This is a genomic window from Streptomyces sp. NPDC091371 (genome assembly GCF_040684275.1).
Lineage (GTDB): Bacteria > Actinomycetota > Actinomycetes > Streptomycetales > Streptomycetaceae > Streptomyces.
The window spans coordinates 188,071-212,515 of record NZ_JBFBFP010000008.1 but is presented as its reverse complement, the minus strand read 5'-3'; the positions used below and the strand labels follow the sequence as shown (position 1 = coordinate 212,515).

Here is a 24,445-nt window from a genome sequence, read left to right as displayed (position 1 = left end):
AGGGGGTGCTCAAGAGGTGGGCTGGTGCCCGCCGTTGTCGGTGTACGCCTCTTCCCGGAAGAAGCTCAGGGAGCGCATCACGGGGAAGTCGTTGAAGGAGAAGAGGCAGGCGTCCTCGGCGGGGTCGAGGTTCGCGTGCTCGTGCCAGGCCCAGGAGGGGACGCAGAAGATGTCGCCCTGCTTCCACTCGAAGCGCTGTCCGGCGATCACCGAGACGCCCCGCCCCTTGGCCGCGGTGTAGATGACCGAGCCGGTGTGCCGGTGGGCGAGCGTGGCCTGCCCGGGGCGCAGGAGCTGCATGTGGGCGCCCATGGTCGGCATCACGGAGCCGCCGGTGAGGGGGTTGGTGTATTCGGCGATCACGCCGTCGTACGGGGAGCCCTCGGTGGCCCCGGCCAGGTTGCGCAGGGCTTCGTAGGTGGGCTCCCAGGGGAAGGCGAGCAGCGGCGAGTAGGGGCGCGTCCACTTCTCCAGGCCGTAGGGCAGCAGGTTGCCGCCGTAGCTGAGGACGGAGGAGTTGATCACTTTGCCGGGGGTCTGGTAGAGGTCGGGGTGGACTTCGTAGAAGCCGGCGTCCAGTGCGTTGACCAGGGGGATGTCGAGGCCGTCCTGCCAGATCACGGGTACGTCCGCGGATTCGTTGCCGTGCTCGTGCCAGGTTCCGTTCGGGGTGATGGCGAAGTCGCCGGGGGCCACCCGCAGCTTCTGGCCGTCCACGATCGTCCAGGCGCCGGTGCCCTCGTGGACGAAGCGCAGCGCGGCGGCCTGGTGGCGGTGGGCGGTCATGGATTCGCCGGGGCCCATGATCTGCAGGCCGGTGTAGAGGAGTCCGGCGGCCGCGCTGACGTCCTTGCGGCCGGGGTTGACGAGCATGACCACGCGGCGGCCCGCGTCGTCGGCCTTCACGAGCGGCAGGGCCTTGTGGACGAGCGGCCGCAGTTCGTCGTACCGCCACAGCACGGGGACCGACTTGGGCTGCGGATACCAGGGCTCGATGTCGTTGGCCACGGTCCACAGGGCGCCCGCGTCGAGTGCGGCGAGTTCCCCGTAGTACGCGGTGAGTTCGGGACTCTCCGATACCCGGGCGCGGCCCAGCCGGCTGTCGTCGTACTCGGTGGTCATGAGTCCTCCTTGATCGGGCCCGGTGCTTCGGTGCGCGGGGGCGCGACGGCGCCCGCGGGGTCGGTCGCGAAGGTCACCGGGGGGCGGGGGCGGTTGTCGACGTGCAGCTGGAAGACGTCGAAGCGGTTGTAGTGGCCGACGATGTCGTGCATCTGCTTGGGCTGGATGCAGCGGGCGAGGTCGATCTCGGCGTAGACGATGCCTTCGTCGTCGACGAGCGGTTCGGTGACCGGGCGGCCGTCGGGGCCGAAGATCCCGGACAGGGCGCTGCGGGGGCGGGTGAACTGCTTGCGCAGCTCCTCGTCGTCCCCGGCGAGGGTGTCGACGATCTCCGGGGAGATCGTGGAGCAGGCGACGACCGAGAAGACCTTGCCCTCGAAGCTGTGGGCGGCGGTGCGGACCGCGATGGCGTCGGCCATGTCGTAGTCGGCGGGCGCCACGGGCAGGGCGATGTAGCAGGAGGCGTGGACCAGTTCCCCCTGCGCGAGGAGGGCGAACCGGGCCAGGGTGTTGGTGTTCTCGCCGCAGGCGAGGGCACCGAGCGGGCCGACGGGCGTCTGGTGGACCTTGAGCGAACTGCCGTCGCCGCCGGTCCAGGTGAGCTTCTCGGCCCAGGTGGGGACGAGCTTGCGGTGGATCCCGAGGAGTTCGCCGTCCGGGCCGATGGTGAGCAGGGTGTTGTACAGGACGCCGAGGCTGTGCGGGCCGCGCTCGTTGACGCCGATGACGACGACGACCTCGTGCCGGCGGGCCGCCTCGCGCAGTTGATCGACGTAGGGGCCGGGGACGTCGATGGCGGAGCGGTAGAGGAGCTCGAACCAGGGCGAGCCCTGGACCGGGTTCATCGTCCAGTTCCAGTACGGGTATCCGGGGACGAACACCTCGGGGAACACGATGAGTTCGCCGCCGTGAGCGGCTGCCTCGGCGATGAGGCCGACGGCCTTCTCGACGGTGGCGGCGGTGTCGAGGTACACGGGGGCCGCCTGGACGGCGGCGGCGGTGAAGCGTGGCAGGTCGTCCATCGGTTCTCCAGGTCAACGGGCGGCCGCGGCGGCGGCCTGCGGGTGCGGAACCCAGCGCTGGTGCACGGGCGGCGAGGCCTCGCGCAGGAGCTGGAGGCGGGGCGGTATCCGGTCGGCGCGGGCCCCCGGCGGCCGGGCGCTGCCCGCCCGCCAGGAGGCGGGCCAGGGTGCTGCCGGACCGCTGTAGCCCTGGGCGGCCGCGGCGTGCAGGGTCCACAGGGGGTCGTGCAGGTGGGCGCGGCCGACGCCGCACAGGTCGGCCCGGCCCGCCAGGATGATCGAGTTCACGTCGTCGTAGGTGGAGATGGCGCCGACGGCGATGGTGGGCACCCCGGTGGCGTTGCGGATCAGGTCCGCGTACGGGGTCTGGTAGCTGCGGCCGTACCGGGGCCGCTCGTGCGCGACGACCTCGCCGGTGGACACGTCGACCGCGCCGGCGCCGGCTTCGGCCAGCGCGCGGGCGATCTCCACCGCGTCGGCTTCGCTGGTGCCGCCCTCGGCCCAGTCCGCGGCGGAGATGCGGACCACGAGCGCCTTGCCCTCGGGCCAGACGGCGCGCACCGCGCGCAGCACTTCCAGGGGGAAGCGCAGCCGGCCGGCGAGGCTGCCGCCGTACCCGTCGGTCCTGGTGTTGGTCAGCGGGGAGAGGAAGCCGGACATCAAGTGGCCGTGGCCGTACTGCAGTTCCAGGGCGTCGAAGCCCGCGCGGTGGGCGCGGGCGGCCGCGGCGGTGAAGCACCGGGCGATGCCGTCCATCTCCTCGCGGGTCGCTTCCCGCGGGATGGCGGCGGATTCGCTCCAGGGCAGCGGGGAGGCGGCGACGAGCGGCCACCCCTCGCGGCCGAGCGGCGCGGCCCTGCCGTCCGGCCGGGGCACGCCGGTCGCGGCGCGGCGGCCGGCGTGGGTGAGCTGGATGCCCAGGCAGGTGTCCGACTGGCGGTGGACGAAGTCGGTGACGCGCCGCCAGGCGGCCTCCTGCTCGTCCGTGTACAGGCCGGGGCAGCCGGGGGTGGCCCGGCCGTCCGCGCTCACCGCCGTCATGCCGGCGAAGACCAGGCCGGCGCCGCCGAGCGCCTGGGTGCTCAGGTGGACGAGTTCGAAGTCCCCGGGGACGCCCTCGCGCGCGGTGTACAGGGCGGTGGGCGGTACGACGACGCGGTTGCGCAGGTGCAGGCCGCCCAGCCGGAACGGGCGGAACATCGGCGGAACGGTGCTGCCCGCGCCGCCGGGCCGGGTGGCCGTGAGCGCGCTCAGGCCGGCGTGCCAGGAGTCGACCGCGCCGGTGAACTCCTCGTCCCGTACGCGCAGGTTGTCGTAGGTGACGCGGCGGCTGCGGGTGAGGAGGTTGAAGGCGAACTGCCGGGGCTCCTGGTCGGTGTAGCGGCCGACGTTCTCGAACCATTCGAGGCTCGCCTGGGCGGCGCGCTGCGTGGACTCGACGACCGGCCGCCGCTCGCTCTCGTACGCGGCGAGCGCGGAGGGCACGTCGGCGTGTTCGTGCAGGCATCCGACGAGGGCGAGCGCGTCCTCCATGGCGAGCTTGGTGCCGGAGCCTATGGAGAAGTGGGCGGTGTGGGCGGCGTCGCCGAGCAGGACGACGTTGCCGTGGCGCCAGGAGGCGTTGCGGACGGTCGTGAAGCGGATCCACTTCGAGGCGTTGGGGATCAGGCGGTGGCCGTCGAGGTGGCCGGCCAGGATCTCCTCGCACAGGCGGACGCTCGCCTCGTCGCTCTCGCCCCGCGCGAACTCCCGGTCGGCGAAGGCCTCGAAGCCCGCCCGCCGCCAGTCGTCCTCCGCCATCTCCACGATGAAGGTGCTGCGTTCGCCGTCGTACGGGTAGGCGTGGACCTGGACGCTGCCGAAGTCCCGCTTCTCCACGATGAAGGTGAACGCCTCGAAGACGCGGTCCGTGGAGAGCCACATGTAGCGGCAGTGCCGCTCGTCCAGCTCCGGGCGGAAGCTCTCCGCGTACGTCTCGCGGACCGTGGAGCGGATTCCGTCCGCGGCCACGACCAGGTCGTAGTCGGCGGAGAGCTCCGCCACGGGCGGCGCCTGGGTGCCGTAGCGGACGTCCACCCCGAGCTCCTCGCAGCGCTGTTGCAGGATCTCCCGCAGCCGGTTGCGGTCGAGGGCGGCGAAGCCGTGGCCGCCGGAGACGTGGACCTCCCCGTCGTAGCGGACGTCGATGTCGCTCCACCGGGCGAACTGCGTGGACATGGCCGCGAACACCGCGGGGTCGGCCTGCGCGATGCCGTCGAGCGTCTCGTCGGAGAAGACGACGCCGAAGCCGAACGCGTCGTCGCGGGCGTTGCGCTCCCAGACCGTGATCTCCCAATCCGGGGAGAGCTGTTGGGCCAGGGCCGCGAAGTAGAGCCCGCCGGGCCCCCCTCCGATGACTGCTACGCGCACGGTGTTCCTCCTAGTGGTTCCAGAGCAGAATATGTCGCTCATTTGGCGAGCGTCAATAATGCGGCACATCGCATTGGCCCTGCGGCCCGCTCCTGCGATCACGCGAAGAGCTCCGGGGCCTGCGGACCGGCCTGGGTGAGGACCGCGCGCACGTCGTCGGGCCAGGCCGTGGAGCCGGTGGCGCGGGCGGCCGAGTGGGCGATGACCATCCGGCCCACGGCGGCCGTCCCCTCCCCCTCCCCCCGGACCGTGAAGGCGTAGTGCAGGGAGCTGGTCCCGACCTTGGTGACCTCCAGTTCGACGCGGACGGTCTCGCCGAACCACAGCCGGGCCCGGTAGTCGGCCTCGAAGCGGACGCGGGGCGTGCTGCCGAAGAGGTGGTCCAGCCCCAGCCGCCGCAGCAGGACGGCCTCGGCCGCCTCGACCCAGCGCACGACGGTGGAGTGGTGGTAGTGGCCGGCCGCGTCCGTGTCGGGCCATTCGACGCGCCGCTCGACGACGACGCTCGGCAGGTTCTCCGGGGTGGACAGGGCGCGCTTGCGCAGCTCGGCGCGCTGGAGCTTTCCGTTGCTCGTGCGCGGGAGGTCGGGGACGAACTCCACGGCGCGCGGGTACTTGTAGGGCGCGACGATCCGCTTGACGTGGTCCTGGAGCTCCTTGACCGTCGCCCCGTCGGGCGCGACACCGGGGCGCAGGACCACGTACGCCTTGACGAGCATGCCGCGGCGGTCGTCCGGGGCTCCGACGACGCCGCATTCCTCGACGTGGGGATGGGCGGCGAGCGCCTTCTCGACCTCGGGTCCGGCAATGTTGTAGCCGGAGGAGACGATCATGTCGTCGCTGCGGGCCACGTACCAGAAGTAGCCGTCGGCATCACGGATGTAGGTGTCGCCGGTGATGTTCCAGCCGCCCCTGACGTACGTCGTCTGCCGCGGGTCGTCCATGTACCGGCAGCCGGTGGGGCCGGTGACCGCGAGGAGTCCGGGCTGCCCGTCGGGGACGGGCTCGCCGCTCTCGTCGACCACCCGGGCCCGGTAGCCGGGAACGGGCCTGCCCGTCGAGCCGGGGCGGATCTCGCCGTCGGAGGCCGAGATGAAGACGTGGAACATCTCGGTGGCGCCGATGCCGTCGATGATGCCCAGGCCGGTGGCCGCGCGGAACTCCTCCCACACCGCCGCCGGCAGCGCCTCCCCCGCGGACACGCAGCGCCGCAGCCCCGCCAGCCGGTCCACGGCGCCGGCGGCCATGATCGCGCGGTAGGCGGTGGGCGCGGTGAAGAGCACGGTGACGCCGTGCTCCGCCACGAGGTCGGCGAGCCGGCGCGGGTCGGCCTGCTCGATCAGCAGGGTGGCCGCACCCACGGACAGGGGGAAGACCACCAGTCCGCCGAGCCCGAAGGTGAAGGCCAGGGGCGGGGTTCCGGTGAAGACGTCGTCCTGGCGGGGCCGCAGGACATGGCGGGAGAACGTGTCTGCGTTGGCCAGTACGTCCCGGTGGAAGTGCAGGGTGGCCTTCGGCCGTCCGGTCGTTCCCGAGGTGAAGGCGATCAGGGCCACGTCGTCGGCCGCGGTGGCGACGGTGGAGAACCTCCCGTCCTTCGTCGCGCAGCGCGCGACCAGATCCGCCTCGCCCGGGCCGCCGTAGGTCAGCACGGCCGGCGGGCCGGAGGCGTCGGACTCACAGGACGCGTAGGACGTTGCGGCGGCGAGTTCGTCGAGGTAGCGGTGGTCGCACACGGCCACGGCCGGCCGGCTGATCCCGTACAGCTCGGCGAGCTCACCGGCGCGCAGGAGCGGCATGGTGGTGACGGCGACGCCGCCGGCCTTCAGGACGCCGAGCCACGCGGCCACCAGCCAGGGGTTGTTGGGGCCGCGCAGCAGGACCCGGTTGCCGGGGACCACGCCGAAGTCCTCGGTGAGCACCTGGGCGACCTGGTTGGCGCGCCGCAGCAGGTCGCCGTAGGTCCACCGCTCGGTGGGGGTCAGCAGGCAGGGGCGGTCGGGACCCCAGCGCCGGACGGCGTCGTCGAGCAGGCGCTGGGCGCAGTTGAGCCGGTCCGGGTACTGCAACTCCGGCAGGTCGAAGTGCAGTTCGGGCCAGAGGGGGAAGGGCGGGAGCCGATCACGGCAGAACGTGTCGACGTGCGCGGAAGGGGAGAGCTCCATGGGGCGGCACCTCAATCTCGGGGCAGCGGGGAGAGTGGAGCAAGTATCTCGCCATTTTGGCGACCGTCAATGAACCTCAATATCTGGATTCGATAACGGCGAGTCATACGTATAACTCGCTGCGTGAGAGGGAGAGTTCGAGGTCACCCGGGGGTGCCGGCCACCGTGTGGCCGCCACCCCCGGCCGGGCCGCGGTCAGCCGAGCCGCAGCCCGTGACCGTAGGGGAAGAGCGGGTCGCCCGAGTCGTTGGGCACGTCCTCGTGCCCGGCGGCGACGCTCTCCATCGAGCGGGGCAGCTCGAAGGGCAGCCGCCCTTCGGCGGCCACCCGGCCGAAGATCACGTCCAGCAGGGCGCGGTCCGAGGCGCCGAAGTTCGCGACGAGGGCCGCCGCCCGGTCCGCGATCTCGGGTATCACCGCCGCCCGGTCGAGGAAGATGTCGACGACGGTCGGAACGGCGGAGGCGACGTCGAGCACGGGCCTCAGCTCGTCCTCGGTGAAGTCGAGGCGGCCCGCCCGGAAGAACGCCTCGAAGCCCGTCGTCCGCTCCTTGTCGTACGGGGCTGCGATGCGCAGCACCGCCACGTCCGCCTCCCCGGGCGTCTCCACGACCGTCGCGTACCGCGCGGCGACGACGCGGTCGACCCCCTCCGTGTAGATCCGGAGCCCGGGAGCGAGCGGCAGCAGGGGCCCCGCGGCACCGTCGGGGCGGTCCTTGAGGATGGTGACCGAGCGGCTCTGAGCGGCCAGGCCGGCCGCGGTGAACTCCGGGTTCCCGCAGATCCGGGCCGCGCCGTCGGGGTCCGCGTACGGATCGTCGAAGAGCCCGAGGACGAACTTCTCCTTCAGCAGCCGCAGGGCCGAGCGGTCGATGCGCTCGACGGCCACCCGGCCGGTCCGGACGAGCTCCACGACGAGGTCCGGGGCCGCCTCGCCGCCGAGCTGGTCGGCCCCGGCCTCGAGGATGCGTTCCACCCGGGTGAGCCGGTCCAGGTCCTCCACGCCCCAGGCGCGGGCGGGGAAGGGCGCCCCGAAGATCTGCGTGTCGGTGACCAGGCCCCAGTCGGTGCAGATGATGCCGTCGAAGCCGTACTTCTCGCGCAGCATGCCTTGGATGACACCCTTGTTGAAGGCGAAGCCGACCTCTTCGAGGTGCGTGCCGACGGGCATGGCGTAGTACGGCATGACCTGCGAGGTGCCTGCGGCGAAGGCGGCCTCGAAGGGGATCAGGTGGTAGTCGAAGTTGCCGCCGGGGTAGACCTGCTCCCGCCCGTACGGGAAGTGCGCGTCCTCCCCGTTCAGCTGCGGCCCCGCGCCGGGGAAGTGCTTCGTCATGGCCGCGACGCTGCCGGTGCCGAGCGCCTCGCCCTGGAGCCCCCGGACGTACGCGGCGACCATGCGGGCGGCCACGTGGGCGTCGGAGCCGAAGGTGCCCAGGACGCGTGGCCAGCGGGGTTCGGTGGCCAGGTCGGCCGTCGGGTGGAGGGCGAGGCGGATGCCGACCGCGAGGTACTCCCGGCGGACGATGTCGGCGTGCTCGCGCACGAGTTCCTCGTCGTCGACGGCGGCCAGACCCGGCGGCTCGGGCCAGAGCGAGAACCCCTCGGTGTGGACGCTCGCCGCGGGATTGTCGACGAAGCCGTTGCGCGGGTCGGTGGAGACGGTCACCGGGATCCCGAGGCGGGTGGCGGCGGCGAGGTCCTGGAGGCGGTTGTTCCACTCGGCCATGCGGCGCGGCGCCGCGGCTCCGAACAGGTTGAAGTGGTTCATCGACCTGCCGGTCACCATTGCACTGGTGGAGGCGCGCATCGGGTCGTCGTCCGGCGCTCCGGGCTCCGGTTCCACCAGGGAGCCGTCGGGGTTGATGGTGATCATGGTGTGGAAGAGGAGGCCGGCCTTCTCCTCCAGCGTCATGCGCCCGAGGAGGTCCGCGGCCCGCTCGGCCGCGGGGAGACGGGGATCCTCGTAGGGCTCCATCACGCCGTTGCCGTTCAGGTCACGGAACTCCGTGCCGTCCGGAGCGGTGAGGATGCGCGGCCGGGCCGCCGGGGTGTGTGCCATCGAATTCTCCTCGATCGTTCACAAGGCGTACGGGTCGCCCGTGCGGCCGCGGGCGTCATCCGACGGCCCCTGCCGCGGGGCCGCCGGCTCCCGGCGGCTCGCGATCCGGGCGCCCCGTCGGTCCCGGGCGCTCCCAGCACGCCCGGGACCGACGCGCCGCACCTGTGCCGCGGCGCCCCTGGAACGTGAGATTACACGTGTAACACGCCGGCGAACAGCACCTGCGTTCCGCCGGCGCCCGAGCACCGGCGGCGAGGTGCCGGGCCGCTGCTCAGCCGGCCATGAGCGCGTCCCATTCCGCTCGGGTCGGGCCGTCGTACTCGGGCGCGAAGTCCGGGCGGGCGTCCAGCCAGGCGGTGACGTGCCGGTCCACCTCGTCGGTGCCGTAGGCGTCCCGGGCCGGCCGCAGGAGGTGGCGCACCTGGGCCCGGGCCCTCATGACGACGGGGTCGTCGAAGGCGCAGGCGCCCACGGCGGCGGCCCGCCGGTCCGAGGGCGGCGCGCCCTCGGCGAGGCGCTGCCCGGTGCCGCGGTCGGCCTCCACCTGCGCGTCGAACCACGGGCGCAGGGCCTCTGCCGTCCAGGCGTGGTAGCCGGTGGGGGCCTCGGCGATCCGGTCGGCGTGGGCGGCGAGGTACTGGGCGGCGCGCAGGCCCAGGGATACGCCGTGACCCGAGGTGGGGTTGGTGTGGACGAGGCTGTCCCCGGCGTTGACCAGGCCGGTGACGACGGGTCCGGCGTCGTCGGCGAGGGCGGTCCAGCGGTTGTCCAGGCCGGCCATCGCCAGGACGGCCGACCGCGGTTCGGGGTCCAGGCCGAGCCAGGCGGCGGTGGCGGGGAACCGGCGGGCGGCGGCCTCGAACACGGCGGGGTCGGTGAGCGCGCCGCGGGTCGGATCACCCGTGGAGAGCACCAGGTTCACTGCGATGGTGTCGTTGTCGGAGGGAAAGACGCCGGCGATCGCGTACGGCGCGGCCGAGCCCGTCTTCACCCGCCCGGGGTCGCGCGGGCCATCGGCACGCAGCCGGTACCAGCGGCACAGATAGGCGATTCCGGCGCGGTGGCTCTCGACCACGGGCGGGCGGCAGCCGGCTTCGATCAGCCAGGCGGGGACCGGCGAGCGACGGCCGGACGCATCGACGACGAGGTCGGCGCCGTGCGTTTCCGCACCCACCCGCACGCCGGTGACCCGGGGAGGGCTGCCCTCCTCTACGGCGAGGCCGCTCACCCGGCAGCCCCGCCGCACGTCGACGGCGCGCTCCCGCCGCACGGCGGCGGTCAGGGCGGCCTCCAGCACGATGCGGCGGGTGCGCAGGGTCACCAGGTCCTCGTCGCCGGCCCGGTGCGGCGGGTGCTCACCGAACCAGTCGAACTCGTGGTACTCCCGGGCTCCGCGTGCCAGCAGGTCGGCGTAGACGTCGGGTATCTCGGCGCGCAGCACGGCGCGCACCGGGGCGAGGAGCGAGTGGGGCTGGACGGCCTGCGGGATCCGGGGCCTGTCCCAGTGGAAGAAGTCCTGTTCCAGGTCCTCTCCGGCCTGCCGCGCGTCCTGCTCGAACAACGTGACCGCGTGGCCCCGCCGCCCCAGCATGAGCGCCGCCCCCAGCCCGCTGATACCCCCGCCGACCACCGCAACCCGCGCCACTGAACTCCCCTTCGCGTCGTGTTGCGGAGCGAGCCTACCGCTAAATGATCTACGGGCCGTCAGAGCTTGCGGCACAGCAGGGCGTCGGGGGTCTTGCCCTTGGCCCAGGCACCCGTGAAGGCCACCCCGGCCGCGTACTCGTCCGTACCGCACTGGCCCTTGTGGTTCCCGAGGGCGAACTCGCCGCCCGGCCCCCCGGCCGGGCGATTGTCCCCGCGGTCGAACCAGACGGTGCGGCCGCTCGTCCCCAGGGTCCGGCCGGCGTCCGCGCACAGCACTGCCGACACCGCCTGGCCCCGCACGCTGTACCCGGTCATGAACTGGTCCGGCCCGCACTGGTACTTGGTGTAGCCGCCGGCCCAGTCGCCCTGCTGGACGTACCGCTCGTCCCGCACCACGGTGGACGCGCGCGGAGCGGCCTGCCCCCGGGCCCCGGCGTCGGTGCACAGGCCTCGGCCGTCCCGGTGGGCCAGGCCGATGATCCGCTGGCCGTCGGGGCACGCCCCCTTGCGGGCTCCCGGGTCCCAGTCCCCGCCGGCGCGCGCGGCGAGCGACTGGACCGCGTCGGCGTGGTCGAGGTTCAGCATGTCCCACGTGTCGGAGGCGGCGACCGGGCCGCTCTTCCCGGCCGCCCCGGCCAGCCGGGCCCAGTCGGCCGCGCGCCAGTCTCCGCCGTCGAGGATCCCGGAACGGCGGCCCTGCGCGTCGTAGTTGAGGATCGACCAGGAGCCGTGTCCGGTCCATCCGACGAGCGGCCAGTACGCGAAGTCCGCATCGCGCTCGATCAGGTAGTCCACGAAGTTGCCGAACCACGCCCGCGCCTGCGGGTTCGTCTCGTCGCTGCCGATGCCGAACTCGCTGACCCACACGGGAGCGGTGAAGTGCCGGCCGCCGCCCTCCCCCGCGACGAAGAACGCCTGGCGGTCCAGGGTGGCGAACAGGTCCTGCCGGGACAGCTCCTGGTAGCGCGGATCGTGGGTCTCGCCCATACCGGTCGCCCCGGTGTGGTTCGGGCCTGTGTACCCGTAGAAGTGCGCCGAGTAGACCAGCTTGTTCGAGGCCACCAGCGTGTGCGACACCGTGCGCGCCGGCTCCAGCGTCGGGCGCCCGTGGGAGAAGCCGTCCAGGGGTATGCCCTGCCAGTTGATGCCTTCGACGATCACCAGCAGGTCGGGGTTGGCCTCGGTGAGGAGCCGGTCGCCCAGGCGCTGGGAGGCGGTCCACCAGTCGTGGTCGTTGCCCCAGTTCCAGTTGGCGTCGTCGGTGACCGTGCGGCGGACCTCGTTGTAGAGGTCGGCGCCGACCACGCGCTTGTCGTCCTTGTAGCGGCGGGCCAGGGCGATCCAGTCGTCCTCCCACTGCGTGGTGGACTGGCTGGTGTTCCAGCGCTCGTTGCCGTCCAGTCCGCAGCAGAACCTCGAGGTGTTGGTGTGGTTGTTGAGGATCACCGCGAAGCCCTCGGCCGTGGTGGCGGCGACGACGGCGTCGAAGACCTGGAGCGGGGTCTTGCCGCGCAGCTGCGGATTGGCGGCGACCGAGGCGTCGGAGACGGGCCGCTGGTCGTGCAGCATCTCGTTGGAGAAGGGCAGGCGGATGCTGTTGATGCCCAGCGCGCGGAATCCGTCGAGGATCACGCCGACCGGTGCCCGGTCGAGGCCGAGCGGCATCTGGTCGGCCTTCTCGCCGTCGTGGTGGTTCGCCGGGGCGCCGATGTCCCCCGATCCGTTCCAGGAGCCTTGTGCGCCCTGCCAGTTGGCCGACTTGAGCTTGAAGCGGTTGCCGGAGGCGTCGACGACGTAGCGGCCGCGGGTGCTCAGTGGCGCGGTCCACGCGCCGACGGCCGCCGGAGCCTCCGCGGCGGGCGCCGCGGAAGAAGCCGCGGGGGCGCCCCACGCCCCGAGGAGCAGCACCCCGGCGAGCAGCGCCGGTAACGAACTTCGTTTCACTCTGTCCTCCGGAGGAACGGGCATCGGTCACCAGTGCGATGGACGCGGACGCAGGTTACTCGCGATTCACATGGCGCGTCCCCGCTTTCGGCGCTGCTGTTCCCCCGGAAGTGGGGGACGCTGGTGGAATGGCTTCCTGGACGGACCGACAGCGTCTGGAGGCGCGGCTGCGGCTCATGGAAGAGGCCGTGGAGCGGATCGGGACGTCCTCCGACGAGCGGGAGATCTGCCGGGAGCTGACCGGCTTCCTCGTCCGTACGCTGTGCGACGCCGCGGCGGTGGAGCCGACGGGCGGGAGCGCGGCGACCGGGCTCGTCGCCGCGGCGGGCCCCGCGGAGCTGCTGGACGCCGGCGCGCTGCGGCTCCCCTCCGCGGTCCGGGCCCTGGACCGGGGCCATCCCGTGCGGGTCTGGGCGGGGAGCGCCGCGGCCGGGCCCGTGTGCCTGGTCTCGGTCCCCCTGATCGCCCGGGACGAGGTCTGCGGAAGGCTGCTCGCCGCCCGCCTGCACGGCGGCTTCGGCGATCACGAACTGGCCGCCCTGCACTTCGCGGTCCGGCTCGCGGGCATCCACATCGGACACGCCCGGCGCCTGGCGGCGACCGAGAAGACCGCGGTGGACCTCCAGCGGGCGCTGGTCACCGAGCCGGGCCGCCCGCACCCGAACCTGGAGATCGCGAGCCGCTACCTGCCCCTCGGGGGCCGGGCCCTGGTCGGCGGCGACTGGTTCGAATCGGTACGGCTGCACTTCGGCCGCACTCTGCTCGTGGTCGGGGACGTCATGGGCCACGGTCTGGACGCCGCCGTGGACATGAACGCGTACCGCGCCGTCCTGCGCGAGATCGCCTCCACCGATCTGGCCCCGCACCGGGTGCTGCGCCAGATGGACGCGCTGTCCGCCTCCGACGAGGCCCGCCGGCCGGCGACCTGCCTGCTCGTCCGGGTCGATCCCGCCCGGGGCATGGCCGTCTACGCGAGCGCCGGACACCTGCCGCCCGCGGTGTTCGGCCGCGAGGGCGGGGGCGAGCTGCTGGACGTCCCCGTCGGCCCGCCGCTCGGCACGGGCATCGGCGGCTACGAGGCCCTCAGCCGGCCGATCGGCCCCGGGCAGACCCTGCTGCTCTACACCGACGGCCTGGTCGAACGCCGCGGCGAGGACATCGACACCTCGCTGGCCAGGCTGACCGCGCTGCGCATGCCGCCCGATGCGCGCCCCGAGGACGTGGTGGACGCGGTCTGCGAGGGGCTCGACGCGCAGCACGCCGAGGACGACGTCGCGGTGGTCGCCGCCCGGCTGCGTACGCGCGCCCCGGCCCCGTAGGGCCCCTAAGGCAGGGCCGGCAGGGCCGGGAGGGCCGGCTCGTACAGCCAGGCCCTGAACAGGTCGTCCATCGGCTCGGCCGCGTAGCGGGCCGCGTGCGCCGTGAAGCCGGCCGTGGTCACCACCGCGTTCCGGTGCACGGCCGCCCAGTCGCGCAGCATGCGGAAGAACGCCGCGTCGCCCAGGGCGAGGCGGATCGCGTGCACGGTGAGGCCCCCGCGCTCGTACAGCCGGTCGTCGAACATGAGCTTGCGGCCCGGGTCGGCCAGCCGCAGGTCCTGCGGCTGCGAGGCCAGCAGCCGGTGCGCGGCGGCGGCGAGCTCGTGCGCGGTGCGGCCGCCGGAGCGCTCCGACCAGAGCCATTCGGCGTACTTCGCGAGGCCCTCGTTCAGCCAGATGTGCCGCCAGTCGGCGATGGTCACGCTGTTGCCGAACCACTGGTGCGCGAGCTCGTGGGCGACGAGGCGCTCCGAGCCCCGTCCCCCGTCCACGTGGTTGACGCCGAACAGGGAGAGCCCCTGGGCCTCCACCGGTACGTCCAGTTCCTCGTCGGCGATGACCACCGTGTACTCGCCGAAGGGATACGGCCCGAACAGCTCCTCGAACAATCGCATCATGGCGGGCTGCCGGGCGAAGTCCCGGGAGAACTGCGCCAGCAGGTGCGCCGGCACGTGGGCGCTCTGCGGCACCCCGCCGAGCCCGGGGTCGCCGAGCAGCACCGTCTGGTACATGCCGATGGCCAGGCCGACGAGGTAGCTGGAGGTGGGCGCGGACTGCTCGTACACCCAGGTGGTCGTGCTGGCCTTCGTCGTACGGGTGAGGAGCCGGCCGCCCGCGACCACCGTGTAGGCGGAGGGGGTGTTCACCGAGATCTGGTACGAGGCCTTGTCGGCGGGGCGGTCGTTGCAGGGGTACCAGGAGGGCGCGCCGACCGGCTGGCTGGCCACCAGGGCGCCGTCGGTCAGCTCCTCCCAGCCCAGGCCGCCCCAGGGGCTGCGCACCGGCTTGGGGTTGCCCGCCCAGTGCACCTCGACGGTGAAGGCGGCGCCGGCGGGCAGCGGCTTGGCCGGCCGGATGCGGAGCCTGCCGCCGCGGTGGGTGTAGTGCGGCGCCCGGCCGTCCACCAGGACCCGGCCTATTTTGAACTCGGCCAGGTTCAGGTGGAACTCGGTGAGCGGGGCCCGTCCGGCGATGGCACTGAGCCGGGCCGTCCCGGCCAGCCGGTTGGGGCCGGGACGGTATTCCAGAGCGAGTTCGTACCGGTGCACGCGGTAACGGGCGTCGCCGTTGGCCGGGAAGTACGGGTCCGCTACCGCTGTCTGCTGGCCGCTCACTGCCGGTTCCGCTCCCTGCGCTGTGCTCGTACGACGTGCTGGTGCGGGCGGCCCGTTCAGGAGCGCCACGCCTCGATCGGATTGCCCAGCCAGCGGGTGTCGGCGGGGACGGATTCCCCGGCCATCACGAGGGACGCGGGCCCCAGCGTGCTGCGGGCCCCGACCGTGCTCCCGGGCAGGACGATGCCGCCCGGGCCCAGGGTGGCGCCCTCGCGGAGGACCACAGTATCCGTCCTCAAGATCCGGTCGTGGAAGAGGTGCGTCTGCAACACACAGCCGCGGTTCACGCTGACCGCGTCGCCCAGCGTGACCAGGTCCGTCTCGGGCAGCCAGTAGCTCTCGCACCACACGCCGCGGCCGATCCGCGACCCGAGCCCGCGCAGCCACAGGGCCAGCACCGGGGTGCCGGGGACCGGTCCGACGAGCCATGGCACGGCCAGTACCTCGACGAAGGTGTCGGCCAGCTCGTTGCGCCAGACGAAGCCGCTCCACAGCGGGTGCTCGCCGGTCCGGTGCCGGCCCACCAGCAGCCACTTCGCGGCGACCGAGACCAGGCAGGCGGCGAGGCCGGCGGCGAGCAGGACGGCTCCGGACAGCAGCGCGGCTCCCCAGGTCCCGAGGCCCGTCAGGGTGGCCAGCGCGCAGAGCGCCGCCACGGTGAGCACGGCCAGCGCGGACGAGCAGAAGACCGGGACGAGCCGGCACAGCTCCACCAGGCCGCGCGCCCAGAGCAGGCGGGCGGGCGGGTCGTACGTACGGCTCTGGTCGGCGTCGGCGGCGGAGCGCGGCAGCTTCACGGGCGGCAGGCCGAGGTACGAGCTGCCCTTCTTGGCCTTCTTCGGGGTGGCGGACAGGACGCCGACCAGCCCGTCGTCGGGCACGGTGCGGCCGGGCGCGGTCATGCCGGAGTTGCCGAGGAAGGCCCGGCGGCCGATCTCGGAGTGTCCGATCCGCATCCAGCCGCCGCCCAGTTCGTAGGGGGCGGTCAGGGTGTCGTCGGCGAGGAACGCGCCTTCGCCGACGGTGGTGAGGCTCGGCAGGGCGAGCACGGTGGAGACCTCGGCGCCGCGGCCGATCTTCATGCCGAGCATGCGCAGCCACACGGGGGTGATCAGCCCGGCGTACAGCGGGAAGAGCGTCTCCCGGGACAGGTCCATGAGCTGGGTGACGGTCCAGGCCTGCCAGCCGACCCTGCTGTGCGTGGGATGGCTTCCGGTGCGCAGGCCCAGGCTCAGCAGGCGTACGGAGACCAGCAGCAGCAGCGCGTACGCCAACCCGTAGGCGAGCGCGCCGGGGACCACGGCCGTCAGTGCTCCGAGCAGCGCGTCGAGGAGCCCGGCGTCGGCGGGTACGAACCGGCTGACCACGAGGAGGGCGGGCAGGGCGCAGACGACGGGCAGGGCGGTGAGGCAGAAGCCGGTCGCCCCGTATATGGCCCGCCAGGCGAGCCCGCGCGGCGGGCGTTCCTTGGGCCAGTTGTGCTTGGCCCGGCCCAGTTTCACGGCGGGGGCGCCGGCCCAGCGCTGGCCGGTCGGGACCTGTCCGGCCACGGCCGAGCCGGGGGCGACTTCGGCCCGCTTGCCGACCCGGGCGCCGGGGAACAGCATGCTGCGGGTGCCGACGACGGCGCCCGCGCCGACCTTGACCGGGCCGATGACCAGGCGGTCGCCGTCCAGCCAGTGCCCGGACAGGTCCACCTCGGACTCCACGGCGCAGCCCCGGCCGAGCTTGAGCATGCCGGTGACCGGGGGCAGCGAGTGCAGGTCCACCTCGGGGCCGACCTTGGCGCCCAGGGCCCGCGCGTAGCGCTCCAGCCAGGAGCCGGTGAGCGAGGTCGCGCCGACGTACTCGGCGAGCCGCTCGGCCGTCCACAGCCGCAGGTGCACGCTCCCGCCGCGCGGATGGCGGCCCGCCTTCACGCCCCGCAGCAGCAGGCGGGCGCCGCCGGCCGCGAGGGCGAGCCGGCCCGGCGGGCTGAAGAGCAGGGCCGCGCCGGCGGCGACGAGCCACCAGGAGGCGGTCGGCGCCCACGGGTAGGGCCCGAACCAGTGCAGGACGTTGCCCAGCGCGAGCAGCGCCACCGTCCAGCGCAGGCCGACCAGGGTGAACAGCGGCAGCAGCAGGAGCGACTGCACCGCCTGGGCGCGGCGGGGGACCGGGGCGACGGTGCGGGCCGTGCCGTCCTCCTGGGCGGACTTCTCCAGGCGTCGGGCCAGCTTGCGCAGGACGGGCTGCTGGTAGATGTCGAGGACGGCCGCGCTCGGGTAGCGGGTGCGCAGCCTGGTGGTGAGCTGGGCCGCGGCGAGGCTGTTGCCGCCGATGGCGAAGAAGTCGTCGGCCGCGTGGGTGACGGCCACCCCGAGGGTCTCGCTCCACTGCTCGGCGAGCCAGGCCTCGGTGCCGTACAGCTGCTCGGCGGGGCCGGTGGTCTCCAGTTCGGGCAGCGGCCAGGGCAGTGCGTTCCGGTCCACCTTGCCGGAGGTGCGCGTCGGCAGCTCCTCGACGGGTGCGAGCAGCGGGACGAGGGCGGCGGGCAGCTCGGCGCGCAGCCGCTCGACGGCCGCCGCGTGGTCCCAGCCCTCCTGGGTGACCAGGTAGCCGACGAGGAGCTGGTTGCCGCTGCGGGCGGTACGCACGGCCGCGGCCGCGCCGGCGACGCCGGGCAGGGCCTGGAGCGCCGCGTCCACCTCGCCGAGCTCGATGCGGCGGCCGCCGAGCTTGATCTGCTCGTCGCCGCGGCCGAGGAAGACCAGGCCCTCCGGTTCGGCGCGGACGAGGTCGCCGCTGCGGTAGGCGCGCTCCCAGCCGAGGGATTCGAGCGGGGCGTACTTCTCGGCGTCCTTCTCGGGGTCGAGGTAGCGGGCCAGGCCGACGCCGCCGATCACGAGCTGGCCGCTGCCGCCCATGGGCACGGGCTCGCCGGACTCGTCGACGACGGCGAGTTCCCAGCCGTTCAGCGGGAGGCCGATGCGGATGGGTTCCTCGCCGGTCAGCAGCGAGGCGCAGGCGACGACGGTCGCCTCGGTGGGGCCGTACGTGTTCCAGACCTCGCGGCCCTCGGTGACCAGGCGCTGGGTGAGCTCGGGCGGGCAGGCTTCGCCGCCGAAGATCAGCAGCCGGACCTCGGCCAGGTCCTCGGGGTCCCAGAGCGCGGCGAGGGTGGGCACGGTGGAGACGACGGTGATCTCCTGCTCGACCAGCCAGGGGCCGAGGTCGGCGCCGCTGCGGACCTGGGAGCGGGGTACGGGGACGAGGCAGGCGCCGTAGCGCCAGGCCAGCCACATCTCCTCGCAGGAGGCGTCGAAGGCGACGGACAGTCCGGCCATCACCCGGTCGCCGGGGCCGATCGGCTCCTCCACGAGGAACAGCGCGGCCTCGGCGTCCACGAACGCGGCGGCATTGCGGTGGGTGACGGCGACGCCCTTGGGCTTGCCGGTGGAGCCCGAGGTGAAGATGATCCACGCGTCGTGCTCGGGGCCGGGCCGCCTCGCGGCAGCTTCGTCGGCTTCGGCGGCCGGGGTCGCCGGGTTGGCTCCGGCGCCGGCGCCGTCGGCCACGTCGATGCGCTGCCCGCCGCCCAGTACGGCCCGTACCCCGGCTTCGCCGAAGACCAGTTCGGCCCGCTCGTCCGGGTCCTCGGCGTCGACGGGTACGTAGGCGGCGCCCGCGGCGAGCACGGCGAGGATGGCCACGTAGAGCTCGTTGGTCCCGGACGGCACGCGTACGCCGACGCGGTCGCCGGCCCCCACGCCGGCGGCCGCGAGGGCGCCGCGGCGGCGCTCGACCTCCACGGCCAGCGCCCGGTAGGTCAGCCGGGCGGTGCCGTCGTCCAGGGCGAGTTCGTCGGGGTGGGCTCGTACGGAGGCCTCGAAGATGTCGACGAGGGTGCGCGCCGGCGCCGCGGGCCCGGCGGAGAACCGGGCCGATTTGCCGGACTCCTCCTGATGCTCCCCGTCGTCGAGCAAGGTGAGTTCGCCGCTCTGAGGTGTGGCTGCCATCGGCCCTCGCGTCTCGTTCCCGGAAACGTCCGGGTCGCCGGCGGAGCCCAGGTCTGCCCGGGTTGTTCCGATCCAGCGCCAAACAGCCCGCCAGTTTAGTCCTTGCCTGGGGATTTCCCGGCGTACGCCTTGCGCGTGGCCGGGAATCGGCGGTAATGGGGCCGCGAGGGCACGAGGCAGCCGGTGCGTCAGTCGGTGCGTCAGCCGGCGACGCGTGCCGCGTAGTCCCCGGCCGCTTCCACGGCCGCGATCAGCGCTGCGGGGTCGACGTCGGCACCCCGTTCCAGCCGCACCGCGCAGCGTCCGCGGCGGGTGTCCGTGGTGGCCGACGCGACTCCGGGCACCTCCTCCAACTCGTCGTCGATGAGCAGGCCGCAGCTGGTGCAGTGCATGCCCTCGATCAGGAGGTCCACGCGGCGTCCGGTGTCCGGTTCGGGGTCGGGCCGGCCGCTCTTGCGGCCGAACAGGTTCCGTACGTTCACCGCGGATCCTCGCTGAAGTCGATGGCGCCGGTCTGCATGCCCATGGCGCAGGAGAAGAGGAGGGTGCCGGGCTTGCGGCTGCCCAGGTCGATCTCGGTGTCGCCCTCGCGCTTCACGATCTCCTGGACTCCGAGTTCGGGGATGGTGAACGCGCGGGCGCAGCCACCGGAGTCCCGGCCGTGCAGCACGAGCGTGGTGGGCACTCCGGCCTTCGCGGTGAACTGCGTGGGGCTGTAGAAGTCCGTCACGGTGAGCGTGACGATCTGCCGCCCGGAGGCGTCGGTGCGTACCGGCGACCCGGCTTCGGGTGCCCCGCCCGCGCCCCCGCCCGCGGAGCCGCTGCCGTCGCCGCCCTCCACGATGAACGGGCCGGTCGCCGTGCTCGGTCGGCTCGGGGTGTCGAAGGAGGCCCAGCCCCCCGCCTGCACCGCGGACAGCATCGTCCACGCCGCGACCGCCAGCACCACCACTCCGGTGAGCCCTGCCAGTTGGCCCGACAGGGCCTGGCTGCCGCGCCGGAAGAGGTAGCCGAGCGCCGCGAACAGCGGTGCCGTGCCCACCACGAAGCCCGCCATCACGGCGGCCCCCGCCACCGGGGACCCCGAGGTGACGGCCAGCAGCTCCATCGACAGCGTCACCCCGCACGGCACCAGCACCGTGGCGAGGCCGATCAGCGCCGGCGTCGCCACCGAGTCGGTCTTCGCGCTGCGGCGCATCAGCCGGCCGAACGCGGCGGGTGGTCGCGGCACCAGCCACCCGACCCCCTTCAGGCCGAACAGGTCGAGTGCGAACAGCACCATGAGCACACCGGCGGCCAGCATCAGTACGGCCTGCGTGCGGGGGCTGGGCCGGAGGGTGTTGCCGAACACACCCAGCAGCGCGCCGAGGAGGGTGTGGGAGAGCAGCTTGCCGGCGAGGAACGCGCCGACGGGCGCGAGCGGCGGGGGGACCTCGCGCCGGTCGGGCCGCCGTTTGGCGGGGGACTTCGGGGCGGGGGTGCGGCGGCGGGTCACGGCACCGGCCAGCAGACCCCCTTGTACGGCGGCGCACGAGGCACCCCCGGCGAACAGACCGGTGCTCACACCGGTGATCAGCAATGCGGCGGACGACGGCATGCGTCGTTGCTCCTGTTCTGCGACGAGGACATGGGAAGACGGCGTCCCGCAACGCGTCAGCGCCGCGGGCAGCCTGTCGTCACGTCCGTGACACGCACAACCGGTGGAGGTCGGGAGGGCCCGTATCGGGCGGCGGGGCGTGGGGCCAAGCGGCCCGTACCCGCGGGGCGGATGCCGCCGCCGCGGAGGCGGCCGACGGAACCTGTGCCGTCGGGACGTCATGGCCGAGCGTGACCTTGGGCGCCGCGCACTGCTGGTCGGCCGCCGGGCAGTCCGCGCCATGCGCCGGCTCCCCGGCAACGGGCCCGGCCATCGCTCCGGGCCCGGACTCCGTCATGGCCATCGCCCCGGGAACGGCCTGAGGCTCGGGCGCGGGCGCGGGCATGGACATGGACATGGACATGGGCATGGGCATGCCCATCGCCACGGCCGGGCGCGCCAGCCCGGTCAGACACGCGAAGATCGCCCACACCAACAGCGCTCCGGACCAGGCCCGGAGCGACAGGGGCAGGCGTCGCGGCATGCGCGCCATGCTAGGCGACGGCCCAGCGCCCCGATGACCCCGGCCCGTTGCCGGGCGCCCCGCCCCACACCCCCCTGCCCGTGCGCCCGTCGGGGCCGACGCGCGGCGGCCACCGCGCCCGGGCCTCGGTCGCATCCCGGCCAGTGAGCCGGGAGCTGCCCGGGCCGGGCCGCACCACGCCCGGCCGGCAGGGCGGTGCCGGCGCCGACGAAGCCCATCCGATGAAGCTGTCGCCCGCGCCGGCCTGCGCCCGGTCGCGCGCCACCACCGGATCTGCGTGTGCCGCCGGGGGTGTTCCGGCGCGCCGGAACCGTCAACGGCGCCGGGAGCCCGACGGGCCGGCAGGCCGGCGGCGGGGCCGGGCGGCGGCTGTTTCCGGACACCCGGTAGGGTGCCGGCATGGTCACGGCCCGAGCTGCATCCGGCGCGCCGCGGACCCGCCACCGGGCGGGCCCGCTGCGGCTGTTGTGGCTGGCCGCCCTGTTGTTCGGCTTCCTCTACACCCACGCCGCCGGGGCCGACAGCGCCTCCGCGCACGTCACGGGCGGCGCCGTCACCGTGGCCTACGCCGCGTCCGCCGAGGGGGACGACCCCGGCCACCACGGCGAGCGGACGCCCGAGAGGGACGAGGAAGGCAGCGGGCACTCCCACCCCGCCGAGACCTGCGCCTCCGGGCACCCCCAGCACGGGGTGGACCTGCCCTGCCCGCCACCGGCACCCCTCGCCGACGCCTCGCCCGGCTTCGCCGCGATGACGGCGGGTTCCTGGGCCCGGACGTCCCCGTCCACATTGCCCGCTTTGCACAGTTCCCTCGGTTCCGTGGTGCAGCGCGTATAGGTCCGGGCGTTTTGCCCAGATCTGTTCCGACCCTCATCACCCGCCCCGGCCCGCCCCTCGACGGCGGACCGGGCGATGAGCCACGCCTGCACCACCGAAGGAATTCCGCAGTGACCACGAACCAGCTCCTCGACACCCGGACCCCGGACCCGGAGGCGGCCGGCTCCGCCGTCGGCCGGACCGCCCGGCGCCGCGTCCAGCAGGCCCGCAAGCGCTCCCTGGCCGCCCGCTACCTGGGCTACGTCGGCTATTTCGTCGGCGCCGGCCTCATCAGCGGCGCCGTCGTCCACCACCCCCTCGACCCCGACCGGTACACCCGCATCGCCGGCTACGGCGCCCTCGTCTTCCTCGCCGCGACCGTCCTCAACGAGTTCCTGCTCACCCGGGAACGGCCCGGCCTCCCCCGGATGCTGGCGGTCATCGGCTCCTCGCTGCTGCTGTCCTTCGGCATCGGCATGCTCAGCGGCGGCCTCCAGCACTTCGACGACTTCCCCGACCGCGGCGCCGTGCTGATCCCGCTCGGCCTCGTCGTCTCGTTCACCGCGTTCGTCCTCAAGGACGCGGACACCCCCTGGCACCGCGTCTTCAGCCTCCTCGGCCTGGCCGTCCTGATCACTGCCTCGCTCGCCTTCCTCGGACTGCGTCAGATCGCCGCTTCCATGGAGACCGCCCCGGGCGGCCACGACCACGGCACCGCCGGAACGAAGGAACCGGCCGGGAGCGACCACGCGCCGGCCGCCCCCACGGCTCCGACCGGTCCGACCGCCCCGGCGGCCCCCACCTCCGGCGGCTCCCCGTCGGCCAAGCCCGCCCCGACGAAGGCCCCGGACGACGGCCACGGCCACGGCCACTGAGCTGGTCAGCGGAGCGTAGGGACGGCGCCGCCCTCGGCCCGGGCGATGTCCACACCGGGCACTCGGCCCACCCAGTCGGCTACGACGCCGGCCAGCCGGACCGCGTCCGGCGGGGTGCGGCCGAGGCCGACCGCCAGGCACGCCCGGCCGGGGCCGGTCTCGAACTCCCGGGGCCACGCGGCGGCGTCCGCCGTGCCCGCCCGCGCCAGAGCGCCGAGCAGCTCGGGAAGCCGCTCGCGTACGAGGTCCAGGCGTGCGCCGAGTTCCCCGCCCGGCCCCGCTCGCACGGTCAGTACGGCCCACGCGGCGTGGTGCCGGTGCGAGGGCGGGGCGCCCGGGGCCCCGCCCTCCGCCGGGGAACCGGGATCGGGCTGCCACCGCACCTCGCCCGTCCCGAGGGCGACCGTGGCGCGTGGCCGCATCGGCTCCTCGGCGCGCCGCGAGAGCACGACCAGCCGGTCGACCCGGGCCGACGTGCTGCCCAGCCGCGCCGCGCACTCCGCGGCCAGCCCGCGCGGGTCCCGGGTCCGGCCGAGGGAGAGGTGCGGGGTGAAGCGGGGGGCGCCGCCGAGCGCCGGCGGGAACCGCTCCACCAGCGCGCGTTCGAGCCCGGTCCAGGGGGCCGGGCCGGCCGCGGCGGGATCGAGCCACACGGTCGCGTAGGCGCGGTGCCGGAAGCTGTGCACCCCGCTGAGCCTGGCTTCGAACGGCGCGCACCCGGCCGCCGCGGCCGCCAGGGGCGCGGCGGCCGCCTCGAAGTCCGACTCCGGGACGAAGCCGAAGATCAGGTTCACGTGCGGGGGCCACCGCAGGATCTGCGGATCGTGCTCCTCGCGGATGCTCTGGATCGCGGGCCAGAGTTCCGCCGGGGGCAGCCATGCCACGGCGGTCCGCGGCGTGCGTCCTCCCTCGAAGACCTCCGGCACGCCCTAGGCGGGAGGCGCGGGACGGGTGGTCCCCGGGAGGCACCTCACCGCCGAGTTGAAGGTCTCGTAGGCCCCCAGCGGATTGTGCTTCCAGAGCCACAGGTGCAGGGCGTAGTGAACCGGCTGGCCGGGGAAGTTCCCGCGCTGCGGGCCCTTGAAGGACGTGCCGAACATCGTGGGGCGGTCGTCGTCCGTCGCCGGGTTCCCGTCCCGGTCGAAGACCACCCACTGGACCCCGGCGAGGCGCTTGCCCCCGTGTCCGTCGTCCTCGTAGTACAGCGCGGCCGGTTTGGCCGGGTCGACGGAGTTGTCGTAGGCGTGGTTGAAGTGCGGATAGCCGATCGCACCCTGCCCTTGCCGGTTGGCGACGCAGTACTTGTCCGGTACGTAGCCCGCGCGCACCGCCTCGGAGTGCTGGTGGAAGCGGGCGGTCGCCCGGTAGACGAGGGCGCGTGCCGCGGCGGCCCGGCCGAGGTCCGTGTCGGAGGCGGCGGAAGCGGGGGAGGCGAGGGCCGGCAGGGCAAGCGAGGCGGCTGTGGTGAGGACCAGGGCGAAGCTTCGGAGCATGTGCGGACTCCTCGGGGGGCGGGCCGGCCGGACAGGCTGGCCGACTGGCTGGACGAGGAGCATGTCCCCGGTCCGCCGGGTCCGCCACACCGTCGGACCGGAACGGCTGACGGCCGATCG

At 73.9% G+C, this 24,445-nt stretch carries 16 protein-coding genes and 2 pseudogenes; 3 read left to right on the top strand and 15 right to left on the bottom strand.

Annotated features, from left to right (window positions below; genetic code table 11):
• Positions 1-9: 9 nt before the first annotated feature.
• From AB0O21_RS12635 to AB0O21_RS12600, 8 genes and pseudogenes are all read right to left on the bottom strand, one after another.
• Complete coding sequence (locus AB0O21_RS12635; RefSeq protein ID WP_365169949.1) at positions 10-1,122, bottom strand: cupin domain-containing protein; 1,113 nt, start codon at positions 1,120-1,122, stop codon at positions 10-12.
• Positions 1,119-2,144 (bottom strand): carbon-nitrogen hydrolase family protein, encoded by a 1,026-nt coding sequence (locus AB0O21_RS12630; RefSeq protein WP_365169947.1) that lies wholly within the window; start codon positions 2,142-2,144, stop codon positions 1,119-1,121. The genes AB0O21_RS12635 and AB0O21_RS12630 overlap by 4 nt, the downstream gene beginning before the upstream one ends.
• Positions 2,145-2,156: 12 nt before the next feature.
• Positions 2,157-4,553, bottom strand: a complete 2,397-nt coding sequence (locus AB0O21_RS12625; protein WP_365169944.1) for a bifunctional salicylyl-CoA 5-hydroxylase/oxidoreductase — start codon at positions 4,551-4,553, stop codon at positions 2,157-2,159.
• A 98-nt stretch (positions 4,554-4,651) separates the two neighbouring features.
• A pseudogene (locus AB0O21_RS12620) lies at positions 4,652-4,999 on the bottom strand (acyl-CoA thioesterase); the annotation flags it as partial.
• A gap of 93 nt (positions 5,000-5,092) precedes the next feature.
• Positions 5,093-6,718, bottom strand: a pseudogene (locus AB0O21_RS12615) (AMP-binding protein); the annotation flags it as partial.
• Between the two features lie 195 nt (positions 6,719-6,913).
• Complete coding sequence (locus AB0O21_RS12610; RefSeq protein WP_365169941.1) at positions 6,914-8,779, bottom strand: glycoside hydrolase family 3 N-terminal domain-containing protein; 1,866 nt, start codon at positions 8,777-8,779, stop codon at positions 6,914-6,916.
• 271 nt (positions 8,780-9,050) lie between these two features.
• On the bottom strand, positions 9,051-10,424 hold the full coding sequence (locus AB0O21_RS12605; RefSeq protein ID WP_365169938.1) for an FAD-dependent oxidoreductase: 1,374 nt from the start codon (positions 10,422-10,424) through the stop codon (positions 9,051-9,053).
• Between the two features lie 59 nt (positions 10,425-10,483).
• Positions 10,484-12,394 carry a cellulase family glycosylhydrolase gene (locus tag AB0O21_RS12600; protein WP_365169935.1) on the bottom strand — a complete coding sequence of 637 codons (1,911 nt, stop codon included), beginning with the start codon at positions 12,392-12,394 and terminating at the stop codon, positions 10,484-10,486.
• Positions 12,395-12,498: 104 nt separating this feature from the next.
• Between AB0O21_RS12600 and AB0O21_RS12595 the strand changes: the two genes are divergently transcribed.
• Positions 12,499-13,689, top strand: a complete 1,191-nt coding sequence (locus tag AB0O21_RS12595; protein ID WP_365169932.1) for a PP2C family protein-serine/threonine phosphatase — start codon at positions 12,499-12,501, stop codon at positions 13,687-13,689.
• 5 nt (positions 13,690-13,694) lie between these two features.
• On the opposite strand, the gene AB0O21_RS12590 is transcribed toward AB0O21_RS12595, so the two are convergent.
• The 5 genes from AB0O21_RS12590 to AB0O21_RS12570 all read right to left on the bottom strand — a co-directional run bounded on the left by AB0O21_RS12590 (position 13,695) and on the right by AB0O21_RS12570 (position 21,141).
• Positions 13,695-15,023, bottom strand: coding sequence for a M1 family metallopeptidase (locus tag AB0O21_RS12590; protein ID WP_365169929.1), 1,329 nt, complete (start codon positions 15,021-15,023; stop codon positions 13,695-13,697).
• A 56-nt stretch (positions 15,024-15,079) separates the two neighbouring features.
• Positions 15,080-19,021 carry a Pls/PosA family non-ribosomal peptide synthetase gene (locus AB0O21_RS12585; protein WP_365169926.1) on the bottom strand — a complete coding sequence of 1,314 codons (3,942 nt, stop codon included), beginning with the start codon at positions 19,019-19,021 and terminating at the stop codon, positions 15,080-15,082.
• Positions 19,022-19,221: 200 nt separating this feature from the next.
• Positions 19,222-19,503 (bottom strand): cation transporter, encoded by a 282-nt coding sequence (locus AB0O21_RS12580; protein ID WP_365169923.1) that lies wholly within the window; start codon positions 19,501-19,503, stop codon positions 19,222-19,224.
• The gene (locus AB0O21_RS12575; RefSeq protein WP_365169920.1) at positions 19,500-20,618 is read right to left on the bottom strand and encodes a sulfite exporter TauE/SafE family protein; all 1,119 of its coding nucleotides are present in this window, start codon (positions 20,616-20,618) and stop codon (positions 19,500-19,502) included. Before AB0O21_RS12575 ends, AB0O21_RS12580 begins: the two co-directional genes overlap by 4 nt.
• 79 nt (positions 20,619-20,697) lie before the next feature.
• Complete coding sequence (locus tag AB0O21_RS12570) at positions 20,698-21,141, bottom strand: hypothetical protein (protein WP_365169918.1); 444 nt, start codon at positions 21,139-21,141, stop codon at positions 20,698-20,700.
• A 399-nt stretch (positions 21,142-21,540) separates the two neighbouring features.
• On the opposite strand from AB0O21_RS12570, the gene AB0O21_RS12565 reads away from it, so the two are divergent.
• The gene (locus tag AB0O21_RS12565; RefSeq protein ID WP_365169915.1) at positions 21,541-21,978 is read left to right on the top strand and encodes a hypothetical protein; all 438 of its coding nucleotides are present in this window, start codon (positions 21,541-21,543) and stop codon (positions 21,976-21,978) included.
• 110 nt (positions 21,979-22,088) lie between these two features.
• A complete protein-coding gene (locus AB0O21_RS12560) occupies positions 22,089-22,832 on the top strand; it encodes a hypothetical protein (protein ID WP_365169913.1) in 744 nt (247 codons plus the stop codon).
• A 5-nt stretch (positions 22,833-22,837) separates the two neighbouring features.
• Here AB0O21_RS12560 and AB0O21_RS12555 read toward each other — a convergent pair whose 3' ends face one another.
• Together AB0O21_RS12555 and AB0O21_RS12550 are read right to left on the bottom strand one after the other, a co-directional pair.
• Positions 22,838-23,716, bottom strand: a complete 879-nt coding sequence (locus tag AB0O21_RS12555) for a 2'-5' RNA ligase family protein (protein ID WP_365169910.1) — start codon at positions 23,714-23,716, stop codon at positions 22,838-22,840.
• 45 nt (positions 23,717-23,761) lie between these two features.
• Positions 23,762-24,325 carry a hypothetical protein gene (locus AB0O21_RS12550; RefSeq protein WP_365169907.1) on the bottom strand — a complete coding sequence of 188 codons (564 nt, stop codon included), beginning with the start codon at positions 24,323-24,325 and terminating at the stop codon, positions 23,762-23,764.
• Positions 24,326-24,445: the final 120 nt, after the last annotated feature.

Bases quoted from the DNA above. Each gene is read 5' to 3' on its own strand.
- AB0O21_RS12635 (WP_365169949.1), bottom strand. From the start codon at position 1,122: ATGACCACCGAGTACGACGACAGCCGGCTGGGCCGCGCCCGGGTATCG.
- AB0O21_RS12630 (WP_365169947.1), bottom strand. From the start codon at position 2,144: ATGGACGACCTGCCACGCTTCACCGCCGCCGCCGTCCAGGCGGCCCCC.
- AB0O21_RS12610 (WP_365169941.1), bottom strand. From the start codon at position 8,779: ATGGCACACACCCCGGCGGCCCGGCCGCGCATCCTCACCGCTCCGGAC.
- AB0O21_RS12600 (WP_365169935.1), bottom strand. From the start codon at position 12,394: ATGCCCGTTCCTCCGGAGGACAGAGTGAAACGAAGTTCGTTACCGGCG.
- AB0O21_RS12595 (WP_365169932.1), top strand. From the start codon at position 12,499: ATGGCTTCCTGGACGGACCGACAGCGTCTGGAGGCGCGGCTGCGGCTC.
- AB0O21_RS12585 (WP_365169926.1), bottom strand. From the start codon at position 19,021: ATGGCAGCCACACCTCAGAGCGGCGAACTCACCTTGCTCGACGACGGG.
- AB0O21_RS12575 (WP_365169920.1), bottom strand. From the start codon at position 20,618: ATGCCGTCGTCCGCCGCATTGCTGATCACCGGTGTGAGCACCGGTCTG.
- AB0O21_RS12570 (WP_365169918.1), bottom strand. From the start codon at position 21,141: ATGCCGCGACGCCTGCCCCTGTCGCTCCGGGCCTGGTCCGGAGCGCTG.
- AB0O21_RS12565 (WP_365169915.1), top strand. From the start codon at position 21,541: ATGGTCACGGCCCGAGCTGCATCCGGCGCGCCGCGGACCCGCCACCGG.
- AB0O21_RS12550 (WP_365169907.1), bottom strand. From the start codon at position 24,325: ATGCTCCGAAGCTTCGCCCTGGTCCTCACCACAGCCGCCTCGCTTGCC.